The organism is Streptomyces sp. NPDC002088 (genome assembly GCF_040296605.1).
Taxonomy (GTDB): Bacteria; Actinomycetota; Actinomycetes; order Streptomycetales; family Streptomycetaceae; genus Streptomyces.
This window is the reverse complement of sequence record NZ_JBEOXO010000002.1, coordinates 85510-101683: the sequence shown is the minus strand read 5'-3', so window position 1 is coordinate 101683 and position 16174 is coordinate 85510. Positions and strand designations below refer to the sequence as shown.

Annotated in this window: 12 protein-coding genes and 1 pseudogene; 4 read left to right on the top strand and 9 right to left on the bottom strand. The window is 72.3% G+C overall.

Features of this window, described 5'->3' with window-relative positions; all coding sequences use genetic code 11:
* Window positions 1-2: 2 nt before the first annotated feature.
* The 4 genes from ABT114_RS04220 to ABT114_RS04205 all read right to left on the bottom strand — a co-directional run bounded on the left by ABT114_RS04220 (window position 3) and on the right by ABT114_RS04205 (window position 4769).
* Complete coding sequence (locus tag ABT114_RS04220) at window positions 3-1622, bottom strand: condensation domain-containing protein (protein WP_351138405.1); 1620 nt, start codon at window positions 1620-1622, stop codon at window positions 3-5.
* The gene (locus tag ABT114_RS04215) at window positions 1619-2323 is read right to left on the bottom strand and encodes an alpha/beta fold hydrolase (protein WP_351138403.1); all 705 of its coding nucleotides are present in this window, start codon (window positions 2321-2323) and stop codon (window positions 1619-1621) included. Before ABT114_RS04215 ends, ABT114_RS04220 begins: the two co-directional genes overlap by 4 nt.
* Before the next feature lie 16 nt (window positions 2324-2339).
* Window positions 2340-3314, bottom strand: coding sequence for a TauD/TfdA family dioxygenase (locus ABT114_RS04210; protein WP_351138401.1), 975 nt, complete (start codon window positions 3312-3314; stop codon window positions 2340-2342).
* Window positions 3315-3809: 495 nt separating this feature from the next.
* A complete protein-coding gene (locus tag ABT114_RS04205; RefSeq protein ID WP_351138399.1) occupies window positions 3810-4769 on the bottom strand; it encodes a D-2-hydroxyacid dehydrogenase family protein in 960 nt (319 codons plus the stop codon).
* Between the two features lie 239 nt (window positions 4770-5008).
* On the opposite strand from ABT114_RS04205, the gene ABT114_RS04200 reads away from it, so the two are divergent.
* Together ABT114_RS04200 and ABT114_RS04195 are read left to right on the top strand one after the other, a co-directional pair.
* Window positions 5009-5905 carry a glycosyltransferase family 2 protein gene (locus tag ABT114_RS04200; protein WP_502987339.1) on the top strand — a complete coding sequence of 299 codons (897 nt, stop codon included), beginning with the start codon at window positions 5009-5011 and terminating at the stop codon, window positions 5903-5905.
* Window positions 5906-6303: 398 nt separating this feature from the next.
* Complete coding sequence (locus tag ABT114_RS04195) at window positions 6304-9555, top strand: AfsR/SARP family transcriptional regulator (RefSeq protein WP_351139486.1); 3252 nt, start codon at window positions 6304-6306, stop codon at window positions 9553-9555.
* A gap of 43 nt (window positions 9556-9598) precedes the next feature.
* Here the strand turns inward: ABT114_RS04195 and ABT114_RS04190 are convergent, their stop codons facing one another.
* The 3 genes and pseudogenes from ABT114_RS04190 to ABT114_RS04180 all read right to left on the bottom strand — a co-directional run.
* A complete protein-coding gene (locus ABT114_RS04190) occupies window positions 9599-11293 on the bottom strand; it encodes a bifunctional 3'-5' exonuclease/DNA polymerase (protein WP_351138395.1) in 1695 nt (564 codons plus the stop codon).
* A 76-nt stretch (window positions 11294-11369) separates the two neighbouring features.
* Entirely contained in the window at window positions 11370-12104 is a 735-nt protein-coding gene (locus ABT114_RS04185; protein WP_351138393.1) for a Clp protease N-terminal domain-containing protein, read from the bottom strand.
* Window positions 12105-12163: 59 nt separating this feature from the next.
* A pseudogene (locus ABT114_RS04180) lies at window positions 12164-12361 on the bottom strand (LysE family translocator); the annotation flags it as partial.
* Window positions 12362-12611: 250 nt separating this feature from the next.
* Between ABT114_RS04180 and ABT114_RS04175 the strand changes: the two are divergent.
* Window positions 12612-13730 (top strand): DUF2786 domain-containing protein, encoded by a 1119-nt coding sequence (locus ABT114_RS04175; RefSeq protein WP_351138389.1) that lies wholly within the window; start codon window positions 12612-12614, stop codon window positions 13728-13730.
* Between the two features lie 7 nt (window positions 13731-13737).
* Here the strand turns inward: ABT114_RS04175 and ABT114_RS04170 are convergent, their stop codons facing one another.
* Window positions 13738-14274: a DUF4232 domain-containing protein gene (locus ABT114_RS04170; RefSeq protein ID WP_351138387.1), complete on the bottom strand. Its 537-nt coding sequence runs from the start codon at window positions 14272-14274 to the stop codon at window positions 13738-13740.
* Between the two features lie 91 nt (window positions 14275-14365).
* Window positions 14366-14911 carry a hypothetical protein gene (locus ABT114_RS04165; RefSeq protein ID WP_351138385.1) on the bottom strand — a complete coding sequence of 182 codons (546 nt, stop codon included), beginning with the start codon at window positions 14909-14911 and terminating at the stop codon, window positions 14366-14368.
* A gap of 967 nt (window positions 14912-15878) precedes the next feature.
* Between ABT114_RS04165 and ABT114_RS04160 the strand changes: the two genes are divergently transcribed.
* Window positions 15879-16139: a DUF397 domain-containing protein gene (locus tag ABT114_RS04160; protein WP_351138383.1), complete on the top strand. Its 261-nt coding sequence runs from the start codon at window positions 15879-15881 to the stop codon at window positions 16137-16139.
* The last annotated feature ends 35 nt before the right edge of the window (window positions 16140-16174 follow it).

Below are 16174 nucleotides of genomic sequence, written 5' to 3'. Positions count from 1 at the left end.
TCCTATCGCTGGGAGAGGTGGCCGGGTGCGAGTACCTCCCGCACCGGCAGATCGGGGTGGGCCGCGAGCGCCTCGACGGCGGCCAGGAAGTCCCGGGCGAACTCCCGTACCACGACGTCGGGATACTCGGAGCGGTAGTACAGCGCGGTGAAGCGCACGTCCGGGCCCTGCCGCAGCAGCCACAGATGCAGGCCGGGTGAGTCCGCCGTCTCCGGCAGGAAGACCGGCTCGGCCCGCGTCTCGCCGAGCCGCAGCGACCCGCCCCACACGTCGTTGAACATGAAGTAGACGCCGGGGGACTTGCGGAAACCGCCGGACCCGGCGGCCGTGCCGGGCCACATCCGGGCGCGGACGTACGCCGCCGGCAGGTCGCCGTGCGCGGTCGCCGCGAGCGCGGTCTCCCGTACGTCGGCGACGAGTTGCGCGAAGTCGTGCGAGAGGTCGACCTCGGTCGTCGGGAAGACCCCGTTCGCGAACCAGCCGACGGTGTCCTGGAAGTCCGGCTCCAGCCGGTTGGCCGCGCTGGTGAGCAGGGTGACCCGGGAGCGCCCGGTGCGCAGCGCGACCAGCGCCTTGAGCGCGGCGAGCGTCACGACGTACGGCGTCGTGCGCAGCCGTGCGCACAGGACGTCGAGTGCCTCGACCACCTGCGCGGGGACGTCGTACTCCAGGCTCGCCGGGTCGTGCAGTCCGCCGTCCGGCAGGTAGCCGGGCAGCCGTAGTTCCAACGCCGTGGGGTCGGGGCCGAGTTGGTCGAGCCAGTACTGCGCGACCTCGTCGCCGCGGCCGCTCCGGTAGCCGTCCCACTGGAGTGCCGCCCAGTCCGCGTACGTTCCCGAGCCGGTGAGCTGGGGGCGCTCACCGGCAGCCAGGGAGCGGTAGGCGGTGGCCAGGTCCGCGGTCAGGACGTCCAGTGACCAGCCGTCGGCGGCCAGGTGGTCGAACACGAGGGCCAGGTAGTGGTCGTCCGCGGCGCAGCGCACCAGGTGAGCCCGGAACAGGGGCGGCGCGGTGCGGTCGAAGGTACGGCGGACCTCCTTGTCGAGGAGTCGCACCGCCTCCTCGGACCGCTCGTCCTCGGGTAGCCAGGACAGCTCGTCGACCAGCAGCTCCACACGGGCCCCGTCGACGGCGTGCTGGCGCACTGTGCCCTCGCGCGCCTCGAACCCGGTGCGCAGCGCCGCGTGTTGCTCGGCCACCGCCTGCAACGCGCCTTCCAGCAGCGCCGGTTCGAGAGGCCCGCGCAGCCGGTAGGCCGCGTGGAACTGGAGCGCCGGCGCGTCCGGGTCGCCGAGCGAGGACAGCACGGCCCACTCCTGGGCCATCGACGCACGGCCGTCGGACGCGACGGCGGGTGCCATGACCGGCACCGCCTCGGCCGCGTCCGTCCGTTCGGCGAGCTCCCGGACGGACGCGGCGGTGAAGACCGTACGGGCGGACAGCCGGACCCCGAGCTCCTCCTGCGCCCGGCGGATCAGCCGGAAGGCCAGAATGCTGTTGCCGCCGCGGTCGAAGAAATTGTCGTCGGGACCGAGGTCTGTTGCCTGAAGCAGATCGCGGTGAATACGCAGCAGAGTGTCCAGGGTACTCAGGATATTTTCATCGGTGCCGCTTTCCGTCACGTGCAGGTCTCCATGAATCGGGCGTAGAATTTTTCGATGATCCCGGTGGCAGAATTCCGGAGGAAGGACTGGTGGGTGCCTTCCGTGACGACGCAGGAAAAATGTCCTCCGCGTTGGGAGCGGGCAAGCATGCGCGTCCGCTCCGCTTCCGGAACCACCGGGCTCTGGCGGGCGACGACGGAAAGAACGGGTATCCCCAGATTTTCCAGTGCGTCCAGCAGATGGTGATAGTCGTAATGCCACTTGAGGAAACTGGCCTCGGCCCACTCGTCGGCCTCGTACCGTTCCGGAAGTCGTTCGAACGACTGGTCGAGGAGGGCGACGCTGGATATCCGGCGCGGCCCCAGGGCGACCCCCAGTACGGCGGCGACCAGGGCCCCGTACGAGTACCCGATCACGTGCAGTGGCTCGGCCGCCGGGTCGAGGATCCGCTGCACGTCGGCCGCGAAGTCCAGCGGCGAGTACCCCCAGGCCGGGGCCGGGCTGGTGCCGTGGGCGCGCAGCGAGGGGTAGACGGCGACGGAGCCGGCCGGGCAGAGGGCGTCACCGATCGCCCGGAGCCCGGTCTTGTCGTCGCCGAACCCGTGCAGGAGCAGCATGGACCCCGGCGCACCGGGGCCGGTCGCGGTCCCCGGCAGACGATCGTGGTCGAGGAGCTCCACCGTGCCGACACGGGAGAGTTCCGGCACCGTGTGTCCCATCCCGGTCCTCGGCACCTCAGCCGAGCTCGGCCAGCGGCCGGCCCAGCCCTGGCGGTGTGACGCCGGTCGGCCATACCCCTCCCCGATAGCTGCCGGCGGCGGTGGCGCCGTACAGCGAGGCGAAGTCCTGGGGAAGTTCCGGGCTGCCGGAGAAGGCCAGCCACAGCCTGAGCAGCAGTCGCCCGCGCTCCGCGCCGTCGGTGAAGGCCGTCCGGGCGTGCAGGATGTGGAAGTTGTTGATGAGCTGCAGGTCGCCGGCGCGCAGCTCCATGTCGAGGGCGACGCCCGGCTGCCGCAGTGTCCGGTCGAGCGCGTCCATCGCGGCGATCTGGCGCTCCGTGAGCCGGGGCGCCGTGGCGTGCCGCTGCGATCCCTCGATGAAACGCCGTACATACCGGGCCGCGAAGTCCCCGCCGGTTCGGCTGAACACAGGGATGCCGGACCAGGGGGCCTCGCCCGGCTGCTCCTCGCCCCGTCGGTCGTTGGGGAACGGGCGGCACAGCTCCTGAAGCAGTTCCGGATGCTCACTCGCCAGCACGTCGTGGACGAACCGGGACGACGCCAGCCTGCTCAGGCCGCCACTGCGGGCTGGACGCACGCACAGCAGCCCGATCACGTCCGTCCGGTCCACGTGGAACGGCAGCTCGGCGGAACTCTCGTACCCGCGCTGGACCGGGCTGGACACGTCGGCGCCCTGGTCCTCGACCCGCCCCAGCAGGTCGCCCTTACGACTCTGCGAAACCGGTCGGCCGAGGAGCTGTCCGAGGATCCAGTAGGCCATCTCGACCTCACGCTGATCGGCACGGTCCACCGGGAACCCGGTCACCACGACGAACCCCGGATCACCCGTCAGTCGCCTGTGCAGCTCGGCCGCGAATTCCTCGACGTAAGGCAGCCTGCCGGGGCGTGCTCCGCCGATGTCGATCCGGGCCCCACTTGATATCGCCAATCGGGCGGCAGCAATGAGCTCGGCCGTCACCTCGGTTCCCATGGGAATGCGCCACAGTTCCTCTCGCCCTGCGAGAGAATCCCCCGACCAGACAGCTTCCGTCGGCCCTCCGGCGAGCCGACTCAATGAACCTGTTTCCGTCTCCGCTATGGTCACCGTAACGACCGCCCGTCTCTCCGTGAATTCGAAGAGAAGGATTTCGCCGTTCAGGCATTCGAGTCAATGGGGTACGGCGTCGCCATAAAAGGCGACAGGTGGTCCCGGCCGCGGCCGGTCGGACATCCGCTATCGTCACAGCACCGAGCACCTGGCTCGAACTCCTTCTGCACGAACTTCTCCGCCGGCGCGCCGAGCACGTCACGGTCGTCGAAGCCCCGCAGCAGCGGCAGTTCGCCCAGCTCGGCCGGAACGACCTGAACCTTCGCGCTTCGCCCTCGTGCGGAAGTGTGCCGATCTGTGGGGCCGGCAGCCGCTGTCGAGGTTCGGGCGGCGGGGCAAGCTCGTGTGGTGCGAACTGGGGGTGGCGTGATCAGGTGCTCACCCCAGCACCCGCACCGGCGCCCCCTCCAGGTACGCCTGGATGTCCTCCACCGCCTGCCCGTAGTACCGCTCGTAGTTGGCGCGGGAGACGTACCCGAGGTGCGGGGTGGCCAGCAGGCGTGGGGCCGTGCGCATCGGGTGGTCGGCGGGGAGGGGCTCCACGTCGAAGACGTCCACACCCGCGCCCGCGATGCGGCCCTCACGCAGCGCCGCCAGCAGCGCCTCCTGGTCGACGATGGCGGCCCGCGAGGTGTTCACCAGATACGCCGTCGGCTTGAGGAGGGCGAGTTCGGCGGGGCCGAGCAGGCCTCGGGTGCGGTCGCTCAGGGCGAGGTGGACGGAGATGAAGTCACTGCCGGCGAGCAGCTCCTCCTTGGAGGCCGCCCGCCGCACGCCGACCTCGTCCGCGCGCTCCTGGGTGAGGTTCTGGCTCCAGGCGCTCACCTCCATGCCGAAGGCGAGGCCGACCCGGGCCACCAGGCTCCCGATCTTCCCCAGGCCCAGCAGGCCGAGCCGTCGGCCGTGCAGGTCGGCGCCGACGGTGGACTGCCAGGGTCCGCCCTCGCGCAGGGCGGTGCTCTCCTGGACGAGGCCGCGGGCGAGGCCGAGCAGGAGCGCCCAGGTGAGTTCGACCGGAGGCGTGGAGAGGCTCTCGGTGCCGCAGACGGTCACGCCGTTGGCCTTCGCGGCCGTGTAGTCGATCACCGAGTTGCGCATGCCGGAGGCGACCAGGAGCCGCAGTCGCGGCAGCCGGTCGAGGAGCGAGGCAGGGAAGGGCACGCGCTCGCGCAGGGTGACCGCGCAGTCGAAGTCGGCGAGGGCCGCCGCGAGTTCGTCCTCGCTGCCGAAGTGCTCGGTGAAGGTGACGACCTCCACCCGGCCGGCCGGCGGCGCCCAGTCGGCGAGGGTGGTCGCGACGCCCTGGAAGTCGTCGAGTACGGCACAGCGGAAGGTCATGTCGGTTCCTCCACGGTTCCTCCGGATGGGATACGTCCAGTGTGATCATCTCCGGTCCGCGGCGGCAGCGGTCGGCAGCGGTCGGCGGTGATCGCGTACAACGCATACACAGCGGACTACGATGCGAGGAAAATCGCCGCAAAAAGGACGCAAAGTGAATCAGAATCAGGGAAACCGCAGCATCTGAGGCAACATCTTGGTGAACGACGGACGTCGTCGTCGGTTGGATGGGGTGAGGGATGTCGGTGGAGCCGAGAATCGCCGTCGCGGTGGTGACCATGGGGAACAGGCCCGCCGAAGTCGACGCCCTGCTGGAGTCGGTGGCCAAGCAGGACCTCGCGCCCGCCCGCATCGTGATCGTCGGCAACGGCTGCCGGCTGCCCGAGTTCGCCCGCCGTCTCTCGCTGCCCGGTGAGGTCACCCTCATCGAGGAGGCCGAGAACCTCGGCTGCCCCGGCGGGCGCAACGTCGCCCTCGCCCGGCTCCGCGAGTTCGGTGACGTCGACGTCGTGGTGGAACTCGACGACGACGGACTGCTCGTCGACGCCGACGTGCTGCGCCGCGTACGGGACCTGTACGCCGCCGACCCGCGCCTGGGCATCGTCGGCTTCCGTATCGCCGACGAGCACGGGGAGACGCAGCGGCGGCATGTGCCGCGGGCCGGAGCCTCCGACCCGATGCGGGGCGGGTACGTGACCGGGTTTCTCGGCGGCGGGCACGCCCTGAGCATGGCGATGCTGGCGGAGACCGGTGACTGGCCCGCCGCGTTCTTCTTCGCGCACGAGGAGACCGACCTGGCCTGGCGCGCCGCCGACAGGGGCTGGCGCATCCTCTACGCACCCGAACTACTGCTCCAGCACCCGAAGACCTCGCCCGCCCGGCACGCCATCTACCACCGGGTGACCGCCCGCAACCGGGTCTGGCTGGTCCGGCGCAATCTGCCGCTGCCGCTCATCCCGGTCCACCTGGGGGTGTGGGTACTCGTCACGCTGCTGCGGACCCGGTCGCTCGGCGGACTGCGCGCCTGGTTCGGCGGCTTCACGGAGGGGCTGCGCGAGCCGGCCGGGGAACGCCGGCCCATGCGCTGGCGGACGGTGTGGCGGCTGACGCGGCTGGGGCGGCCGCCGGTCATCTGAGAACAGGACCGGTCATGGGACGAGGGCCCCGGTCGTTCACCTCCGACGACCGAGGCCCCTCACGTCCCCGGATCCGGCCGCGGCGGCGACACTCCCCCGAGTTTCGCGTCCATGACGCGCGCACCGTCGGAGCCGGATCCGATGTAATGATCAGATCAGGCCTGGCCAACGGATCGCTAACATGTGGCCAACGGTCTTCTTCGTTGCCGCCGCTCCACTGGCCTGAACTCGCCGGGTGGCACCGGAAAACCGCCGGAACCGTAGCGGATTCCTGCGGAGACCGGCAGAGGCAAGGTGGCGGGATACCGCTGTGAAGAGGCGAAAACCCGCCAGTCACGGCAGGGTTCCGCCGGAGGGCGCGGTCGGGCACGGCGCGCGGGAAGGCAGTGGGCGGCGTGATGCGGTGCGCGCTGCGGTTCGGACTGCTGGGTCCGCCGGTTCTGTACGACACGGGGGAGTGCTACGAGGGTGAGGGCGGCGCGGATCGCGCTCCCGAGGTCGTCGCCCGTGCCGGTGTCCGTGCCGGTGTCCGTACCGTCGGCAGTCCCAAGGTGCGGACGCTGCTGGCCGCGCTGCTGCTCGAAGCCGGCCGGGTCGTCCCGGTCGAGTCGCTCAAGGACACCTTGTGGGCCGGCGCGCCGCCCGCCTCCGCGCAGGCCTCGCTGCACAACCATGTGGCCCGACTGCGCCGGCTGCTCGACGACCCGGACCGGCTGCGCGCCGTGCCACCCGGCTATCTGCTGCGCGTCGAGCAGGGCGAGTTGGACGTTCATGTGTTCGATCGGCACATGGTCGCGGCGCGCGGTGCGCATGCCGCCGGCCACTGGGAGCGGGTCGTGCACGAGTGCGTGGCCGCGCTCGCGCTGTGGCGGGGCACGCCGCTGAGCGGGCTGCCGTCCGAGGTGGGCGGGTACGCGTTCGTCCAGCGGCTCCGGGAGGCGCGGCTGCTCCTGCTGGAGTGGCGCTACGACGCCGAGCTGGCTGTGGGCGGTACCCGACTCGTCCCCTTGGTCCCGGAGTTGGCCGCGCTGGCCGCCGAGTATCCGCTGCGGGAGGCGTACCAGCGCCAGCTGATGCTCGCCCTGCACCGTACCGGCCGCCAGGCCGAGGCCCTCGCCGTCCACCGCGACCTGCGCACCCGCCTCGTCGACGAACTCGGCGTCGAACCGGGCCCGGGCGTGCGCGAGGCACACGTGGAGGTGCTGAGGGGGGTGCCGGGCGTGGCCGGTGTGGCGGGGGAGATGCGCGTGCCGGGGGAGACCGGTGACGTCCTGGGCGATCGTGCCGTGTCGGGTGCCCGCGACGCCGACGGTGATGAGCCCGCCCCGTCGCGGGCGGCTTCCGCCCCCTCTGCCACCCCTGTCGCGGCCGCCCCTCACCCGCCTCGCCCCGCCCAACTCCCGCCCGCACCGGCGTACTTCACCGGCCGCTCCGACGTCCTGGACGCCCTGCGCCGGACCCTGGCCGCCGACTCTCCCGCTGTCGCCGCCGCCGACAGCGGCGAAGGCGGCCCCGTCCCCCTCGTCGTCGTCAGCGGTATGGCCGGCGTCGGCAAGAGCGCCCTCGCGCTGTACGTCGCGCACGGTCTGCGGGAGCGTTTCCCCGACGGTCAGCTGTACCTCAACCTGCACGGCGCCACCCCGGGCATGACCCCTCTCACCCCCGCCCAGGCCCTCGCAGCCCTGCTGCGCGACCTCGGTACCGAACCCCGCCGCATCCCGGAACACCCGGACGCCGCCGCCGCGTTGCTGCGCTCCCTGCTCGCACCGACGCGCACGCTGATGGTGCTGGACGACGCCGCGCACGCGGCGCAGGTACGGCCGCTGCTGCCGGCCGGTACCGGCTGTGCGGTGATCGTCACCAGCCGTTCCCCGCTGACCGCGCTCGACGGCGCCCGCCGCTTCCCGCTCGCGCCGCTGTCGGACGAGGACAGCGCGGCGCTGCTGCGCGCCGTCTCCGGCCGTGACGCCCTCGATGCCGCCCACCCCCTCGTCGAACTCACCGGCCGCCTCCCGCTCGCCCTGCGCGTCGTCGCCGCCCGCCTCGCCGCGCGCCGCGCCCTCACTCCGGACGTGCTGGCCGGTCAACTGGCCGCCACGGAAGGGAGGTTGCGCCATCTGGAGTACGACGACCTGAGCGTTCGCCGCTCCCTCGCCGTCGCCCACGACGCGCTCGCCGCATCCGAGCGCGAGGCTGACCGGGACGCGGCCCTCGCCCTGCGCCGCATCGGCGCCCTCGACCTGCCCGCGTATGGCGCACCCCTGCTCGCCCGGCTCACCGGCACCGACGAGCGCCGCGCCGAGGCCGCCCTCGACCGCCTCGTCGACGTGGCCCTCCTGGAGGAGACGGCGTACGGCCGCTACACCCCCCATGACCTGGTCCGCGACTTCGCCCGCGAACTCGCCGACACGGAGGCCGCCCACGGCATCGACGACGACACCGACCCCGCTGACACCGCCCTCAGCTGGTACGCCGCCGTCGCCGAACGTGTCCTCACCGCGATCGTCGAACCCGGCCCCGACCAGGACGACCGCCGCCGCCCGACCGCCTGCCGGCTGCCCGAGCGCACGGCGCAGACCGTGCCGCCCTTCGGCAGCCCGGAGGAGGCCTTCGCCTGGGGCGAGCTGGAACTGGAGAACATCGTCACGCTGGCGGAGCGCCACGAACGCCACGCCAGGAAGGCGGGGGACCGGGGCGCCGCCCAAGGTGCCTTCGCTGCTTCCGCTGCCCCAGGTGCCCCGGAGTGCCTGCGGAGCGCCGCCCAGGCCGCCCACATCTCCAGCCTCCTCCGCCTCTTCTTCCCCTACGTCCAGCGCAGCGGCCGTGTCGCCGAGATGGAGGTGCTCGGGCGGGCCGCGCTCGCCGTGGCGCGGCGGCTCGGGGACGAGGCGGCCGAGGCCTACGCCCTGGGCGACCTCGCTGCCCTGCACTTCCTGACCGGCCGCCAGAAGGACGCCCTCGCCCTCAACGACCGTGCCCTGACGATCTGGCGCCGACTGGAGCGGCTCTCCCGGATCCGGCGCTGTCTCAACAACCGTGGGCTGCTGCTCGAAGGGCTCGGGCGCTACGAGGAGTCCGGCGAGGCGCTGCTGCAGAGCCTGGAGTACTCGCGGCAGCTGAACGACCCGCACGGCGAGGCCGTCACCCACAGCCACCTCGGCAACCTGTACGAGCACACCGACCCCAGGGCCGCGATCGAGCAGCACCGGCGCTCCCTCGCCCTCGGGGACGAGATCGGCGCCTTCATCGTGCAGCACTCCGCGCACTGCAACATCGGCTACGCCCATCTGACCCTCGGCGAACCGGTCGCCGCCCTGCCCCACTTCGAGGAGAGCCTGCGCATCCTCGGCGGCCACGGCGACTGGCACGGCGAGTCGCAGACCCGGCTCGGCCTGGTACGTACCCTGCGGCTGCTCGGCCGCGCCGAACACGCCACCCGCGAGTGCGCCGAGCTGCTGCGCCGCGCGGACGCCCGCGCCGACGGCTACACGGGCGGGCTCGCCCGGCACCAGCACGGACTCCTGCTGCGCGAGCAGGGGCGCGTCGAGGAGGCGTGCGAGGAGTGGCGTGCGGCCCTCGCGGCGCTGGACGGGACGGACGAGAAGGCGATCGTGCAGGAGCTCGGGGACCTGCTCGCCGCGACCCGCTGACTCAGCCGCTCACGCTCAGCCCCTCTCAGCCCCTCTCAGCCCCTCATTTCGCGTCCGCATAGCACTCCACCACCGCCGTAGTGAACGGAAACCGCACCGGCGTCTGGCCGAACGTCAGCCGCCCCGCCAGGTCCGCCGCCTCCCGGATCGCCGCGACGACCGTGTGGGCCTCCTCCTGCGGGCAGTGCACGATCACCTCGTCGTGCTGGAAGAAGACCAGCTCGGCCGCCAGACCGGCACAGGTCCGCCGCAGCGCGGCGAGCAGCAGCAGGGCCCAGTCGGCCGCGCTGCCCTGGACGACGAAATTACGGGCGAAGCGGCCGCGGGCGCGGGCGTTGCTGGAGGCGTAACCGGGCATCCACCCCTGCTCCGCGGGCTGTTCGGCCGGATCGTCCTGGGGGATGCCCGCCTCCTCCATCCCGTCGTCGCCCGCCCCGGCCGCCGGCGGACAGGTGCGCCCCAGCCACGTCCGCACCAGCCGCCCCTCCTCCCCGGCCCGCGCAGCCTCGTCGACGTACGCCACCGCCTTGGGGAAGCGGCGTCTGAGGGCGGCGAGGTTCTTCAGGCCGTCGCCGGAGGTCTGGCCGTAGACCGCGCCGAGCACGGCGAGCTTGGCCTGGGCGCGGTCGCCGGAGAAGGCACGGTCGGAGACGGACTGGTACAGGTCGCTCTCCCGGCCGGCCACCTCCATCAGACCGGGGTCACGGGAGATCGCGGCGAGCACCCGCGGCTCCATCTGGTCGGCGTCCGCGACGACGAGCCGCCAGCCGGGCTCGGCGACGACGGCACGCCGGATGACCTTGGGGATCTGCAACGCGCCCCCGCCGTTGGTCACCCAGCGCCCGGTGACCGTCCCGCCCGCGATGAACTCCGGCCGGAACCGCCCGTCCCGCACCCAGTCCTGGAGCCAGGACCAGCCGTGCGCGACCCAGATCCGGTACAGCTTCTTGTACTCGACCAGTGGCTTCACCGCTGGGTGGTCGAGGGACTCGATCTCCCAGCGACGGGTCGATCCGACCTTGATCCCGGCCTGGGCGAAGGCCTTGACCACGTCGGCGGGCAGGTCGGGCCGCACCCGGCGGCCGAACGCGGCCGACACCTCGTCCGCCAGCTCGGCCAGGCGCCGGGGCTCACCTCCGCCGGTGTACCGCTCGCCGAGCAGTTCGTGCAGCACCTCGCGGTGCACGTCCGCGCTCCACGGTAGTCCCGCGCGGTTCATCTCGGCGGCCACCAGCATCCCCGCCGACTCGGAGGCCGTCAGCAGCCGCAGCCGGTCGGGGTGGGCGGACCGGTCGTGCCGCCGCTGCTGCTCGGCGTAGACCTCGACGAGGTCGGTCAGCGGCAGGCCGCGGCTGCCCTGTGGCTCGAACAGCGGGGACTGCGCGCCGGGTTCGGCGGACCGCTGGGGCGGATCGGGCGGTACCGGGCCGCCACGCAGCCGGGCGAGGGCGGCGGTCGCCGACCGGGGTTCGCCATAGCGACCCTCGTGGCCGAGGAGGAGCGTCTCCGCGTCCTCGATGTCGTAACACCGCTCTACTCGCACCCCCGTGGCGAGCAGACGCGGATAGACCTCGGCGGTGGAGCGCCACACCCAGCGCGTCACGTCCGGTCGGCGGCGTACGGCCTCGGCGAGATCCGGCTCCCGCAGCACCGGCCCGGCGGGCAGCCCGTCCGGACCGAGGGGGGCGATCTCCACGCCACCGTCCTCGGCCGGAGCGAGCGCCCACCGGTCGGCCATGCTGCGAGTGTGGCAGGAGGGTCTGACAACGGGCCTTCGGCAAGGAGCCCCAGTTGCCTTGGCTGCCTCGGCTGCCTCAGCTGTCCTCGCCGAACTTCACCGTGACCTTGGCGAGCGCCGCGGCGATCCACGCCTCCGCCGCCGGCTTGGTGATGCCCAGGCCCGACAGCACCCCCTCGCCGTTCTCGAACTCCAGCAGGGCGAGCAGGATGTGCTCGGTGCCGACGTAGTTGTGGCCGAGGCGCAGGGCCTCGCGGAAGGTGAGCTCCAGGACCTTCCTGGCGTCGGAGCCGTAGGGCACGAGCTCCGGGACCTCCTCGGCGGCGGGCGGCAGCGCGGCGGTGGCGGCCTGGCGTACGGCGTCGAGGAGGACGCCCTGCGCGGTGATCGCCTTGGCGGCCAGGCCCTCCGGTTCGGCCAGCAGGCCGAGGACCAGGTGCTCGGGGCGGCCCTCGGAGTTGCGGGCGGCGATGGCCTCGTTGTGGGCGGCCATCACCGTGTTGCGGGCGCGGGGTGTGTAGCGGCCGAAGTCCTGGTTCGCGCCCAGGTCCGTGCCCTCCTTCGGCACGAACCGCTTCTGCGCCGCCTGCCGGGTGACCCCCATGCTCTTGCCGATGTCCGTCCAGGAGGCGCCGGAGCGGCGGGCCTGGTCCACGAAGTGACCGATCAGGTGATCGGCCACGTCGCCGAGGTGATCGGCGGCGATCACCGCGTCCTGGAGCTGGTCGAGGGGTTGGGCGTGGACCTTCTTGATGGCGGCGATGAGGTCGTCGAGACGTACGGATGACGTGATGGTCGGGTTCGTCGTCATGTGACAACCGTAGGTTGACGCCTTCCGAGCGTCAACCCTTGGTTGACAGTCCGCGCCGCCTACTTCGGCGAGGCCGCCAACCGCAGCGCCAACCCGGTGAAGACCGTCCCGCTGAAGATGTTGAGCCCGCGCGCCACCCGTCGGCTGCGGCGCAGCAGCGCGGAGAGCTTCCCGGAGAGCAGGCCGATCGAGCCGTCGACCGCGAAGCCCATCACCACGATGGTGAGCCCCAGAACCATGAGCTGCGCGGGCACGTGCATCATGTCGGGGCCGGGGGTGACGCAGAGCGCGAAGGCGGCGACGAGGAACGTCGCGTACAAGGATGTGTCCACCATGACAGCCATGCTCGGGCCCGCCCGGGACCTCGGCGACCGAATTCCGGGGGCTGAGGCGAGGGGGCCGAGGTGGGAGGGCTGAGGCGCGGGGGCTGAGGCGCGGGGGCTGAGGCGAGGGTGCTGAAACGCGGGCGGGGCCGGGAGTCCCGCGACCACGTGGCACGATCGACGGGTGAGCAGTACGACCAGCACCGTCGAGCGCGCCTTCCGGGCCGCCCTCTACGACGCCACCGACACCACCCTCGACACTGGCGCCTCGCTTCTCGCGTCCGACCCGGCGTCCGACGCCGAACTCGAGCGCCGAGGACGGGAGTTCGTGGCGACGGCCTGGCGGCGCGGCTGGCAGCCCGCCGACCTCGTACGCCTCGTGCGGCGCGACCTGGACGACGTACACGTACGCCTCATATCGGTGTCGATCCGCGCGCAGGCGCCCGACGACGGTTCGCGCGGCCCCCGCTGGGCGGCGCAGCTGGACGAGCTGACCGCCGAGGCGCCACCCCGCACCGACCGCTTCTCGCACGCCACGGCTGTCCTGGAGCTGTACCGCCTGCTGCTGCGCCTGCCCACGCTGGAACCCCTGGCGGAGCCCGCGCGGCGGCAGCCCGGGTCCGGCTCCGGCTCGGACTCCCGCATGCTCGGCCGGATCCGTGCGCTGCTCGCCAAGGCGGAGGCGACCGGGTTCCCGGAGGAGGCGGAGGCGCTGAGCGCCAAGGCGCAGGAGCTCATGGCCCGGCACAGCGTCGACGAGGCGCTGCTCGCCGCCCGGGCCCCGGCCCCCGACGCCCCCGGCGCCTGCCGGATCGGGGTCGAGCCGCCGTACGAGCAGGCCAAGGCGGTGCTGCTGGACGCGGTCTCCGACGCGAACCACTGCCGGGCCGTGTGGAACGAACCTCTCTGCTTCTCCACGGTCGTCGGGTTCGAGGCCGACCTGGAGGCGGTGGAGCTCCTCTACACCTCGCTGCTCGTGCAGGCCACGACGGCGATGACCAAGGCGGAGGCGGCCCAGCGCGCGGGCGGCCGCAAGCGCACCAAGGCCTTCCGGCAGTCGTTCCTCGCCGCGTACGCCCACCGCATCGGCAGCCGCCTCGCGGCAGCCGCCGAGACCCAGGTGACCGACGACCTGCTCCCCGTCCTCGCCTCCCGCGAGGTCGCGGTCACGGCCGCTACGGACCGCATGTTCCCGGAGACGGTCACGACCCGCCTGCGCGGGGTGAGCGACGCGGCGGGCTGGACCGAGGGTGCCGAGGCGGCGGACCGGGCCCAGGTGCGGTCCCGGCCCCGGCTGCCCTGACCTCTCGTCAGTCGCCGGCCTGCTGGAAGGCGCTCACGGAGGCGTCCGGCTCGTCCGTGCCGTCCTTCAGCGCGACATCGCCGTACGACCACTCGAAGCTGTGGGTCGCGGAGGCGCCGGGCAGGCTGAACTTCACGGTCTTCACCGCGAGGCTCTTGGCGCCGCCCGCCTCGCCGCGCACGTAGGTGATCGTGAAGGAGGCGGTCGCATCCTTGGCGAGGGTCAGCTTCTGCGCCTGCGCGGCCTCGTCCTGCGGGACGGTGGCGGAGGTGCTGCCGGCGGAGAGGCCGACGGCCGGGAAGCCGTCCAGAGTGCATTCGGAGCCGGTGTTGGTGATCGTGACGGAGACGTTGCCGGTGTCCCCGGCGGCCGGGGCGGCGTTGACCGGCCCGACCTCCACGCCGACCCCGTCGATCTTGCAGGCGGTGCTGCTGGACTTGCTGGTGGTGGTCTTCTCGTCGGTGGTGTCCCCGCCGCCGCTGTCGCAGGCGGTGAGGAGGAGGGCCGCGGCGAGGGCGGCGACGGTGATCGGCATGGCGCGCATGAGTGGTCCCCTGAGGTCGTGATGGTGCCATGGATCATCACGCATGAACCGGCCGTCCCGTTGCACGCCCCCCGGGATGATCCTCGGCCGGTCAGGACCCGAGGCTCGCCGTGGGCAGCCCGGAGGGCAGCTGGCCGCCCTCCGACCTGGTGTACGTCTCCTTGCCGAGATCGCCCTCCCAGGTGACCTTCAGCGTTGTCTTGTCGACCGAGTCGACCATGCCCGTCGCCCGGTCCTTGCTGCCGTCCGTGCACTTGAGGTGGATCATCTGCATCCCGGCCTCCTCGCCCGCGGTCCCGCTGCACACGGTCCCGCCGGTGGCGAAGAGTCCGGCCTGCTTGTCGGTGATCACCAGTGCCACCGCCTGACCGTCGGTCGTGGCGAGCCAACTGCCTTTCAGTTCGGCGGACGCCGCCGTCGCCCCGCTGGTGGCGCCCCCGGTGTCCGCGGTCGCGGTCGCGGTCGCCGTCGAGTCGGGGCTCGCCGAGGACTCGTCCTCGGAGCCGCCACCGCTGCTGCACGCGCTCAGCGCGAGCACACCCGCCAGCCCCGTACCCACGGCCGCGAGCCGGACCCACCGGCGCGACACCTTGCGCGCCGCGCCGAGCGAAGGACGCGAGAAGGTCGCCGAAGTCACTGGAAGCTCCCAAGCAGTAGCCGGCCGGCCCGCAGACCGGAAGGACCGCAGCAAGCTACCAGGACGGGCCGGGGAGACCGTGGGGGCGGCCTGTGGGAGCTGCAAAGCCCCAACTGGAACGGCCCGGCCCTCCGGCCCTCCGGCCCCCCGGACCTCCCGGACTACTTGGACCACCGGATCTCCTGGGTCTCCCGGACCCCCGGACCTCCCCGACTACTTGGACCACCGGACCCGCCCGGCCCCCCCGGACCCGCCCGCCGCGGCGAGGCAAGGGCCCTTCGTCTCCGCTTCGCCCGGGACCGGGGATTTTCGGCCTCGGTCCCGGGCGGAGCCGTAGCGTCCGTGGCGGAAAGCGCGGCCGGAACGGCGTGACAGTCGCTGGCGGCCCCCTGCGACCCGGCCCGCCGACGGAGCGGGCGGGGCCCATCCGTACGAGGGGTTGCGGTGCGACCGCCCGAACGGTGTCCGCGAACTGCTCGACCGCGGGTCCGACGAAGAGCGGATTCGAACACCACGCCGAAACCGATGCCAGGTCCCGCACCTGGTGAGGTCCCCGGTCATCCGCGTGGACCAGCACTTCCCGCCCCCGCCCGCTCAGGCCTGCGTCGAGGCCCTCCAGTCCCGGTGTCGTAGAAGCGGAACGTCGTGCCTACGCCAGAGAACGGATGCTGTCCGTCCGCCGGACCGAGACCGATCCGTCATCCTGACTATCGGACGATCATGTGGACGGTGGAACACGAGGGGCTCGCCACGCGTCTGTTCCTAGTGCACGCGCGAATGCCCTGCGGACTTCGGGGCAGACGCTGGGACGACCTCGGTAAAGCGGTCGTCAAAGCTGTAATCGCGGGACCACCCCGCGTGCACGTGCATCTGCCCATGCATCTGCACATGAACAGAGCTATGATCCGGGTCAGTTGACCACTGCACCTATGGCCACATCAGCCAATGCACCACCGGGGAGCGACCTGTGGACCACGACGTTGACGGGGGGTACGACGTGTACAACGGCATGGCGGCCACAGAGTTGAGCGGGGTGGCCTGGCAGAAGAGCCGGCACAGCAACTCGCAGGGTTCCTGTGTGGAGTTCGCCCGGCTGCCGGGCGGTGACGTGGCCGTACGGAACTCGCGCTTCCCCGACGGTCCCGCGCTCGTCTACACGCGGGCCGAGATAGAGGCGATGCTCCTGGGCATCAAGGACGGCGAGTTCGACCATCTGATAGCCGGCTGACGCCCCTTCGGGCCGACGTCGGCGGCGGTCGCTGT

Bases quoted from the DNA above. Each gene is read 5' to 3' on its own strand.
- ABT114_RS04215 (WP_351138403.1), bottom strand. From the start codon at position 2,323: ATGGGACACACGGTGCCGGAACTCTCCCGTGTCGGCACGGTGGAGCTC.
- ABT114_RS04210 (WP_351138401.1), bottom strand. From the start codon at position 3,314: ATGGGAACCGAGGTGACGGCCGAGCTCATTGCTGCCGCCCGATTGGCG.
- ABT114_RS04205 (WP_351138399.1), bottom strand. From the start codon at position 4,769: ATGACCTTCCGCTGTGCCGTACTCGACGACTTCCAGGGCGTCGCGACC.
- ABT114_RS04200 (WP_502987339.1), top strand. From the start codon at position 5,009: ATGTCGGTGGAGCCGAGAATCGCCGTCGCGGTGGTGACCATGGGGAAC.
- ABT114_RS04195 (WP_351139486.1), top strand. From the start codon at position 6,304: ATGCGGTGCGCGCTGCGGTTCGGACTGCTGGGTCCGCCGGTTCTGTAC.
- ABT114_RS04190 (WP_351138395.1), bottom strand. From the start codon at position 11,293: ATGGCCGACCGGTGGGCGCTCGCTCCGGCCGAGGACGGTGGCGTGGAG.
- ABT114_RS04185 (WP_351138393.1), bottom strand. From the start codon at position 12,104: ATGACGACGAACCCGACCATCACGTCATCCGTACGTCTCGACGACCTC.
- ABT114_RS04170 (WP_351138387.1), bottom strand. From the start codon at position 14,274: ATGCGCGCCATGCCGATCACCGTCGCCGCCCTCGCCGCGGCCCTCCTC.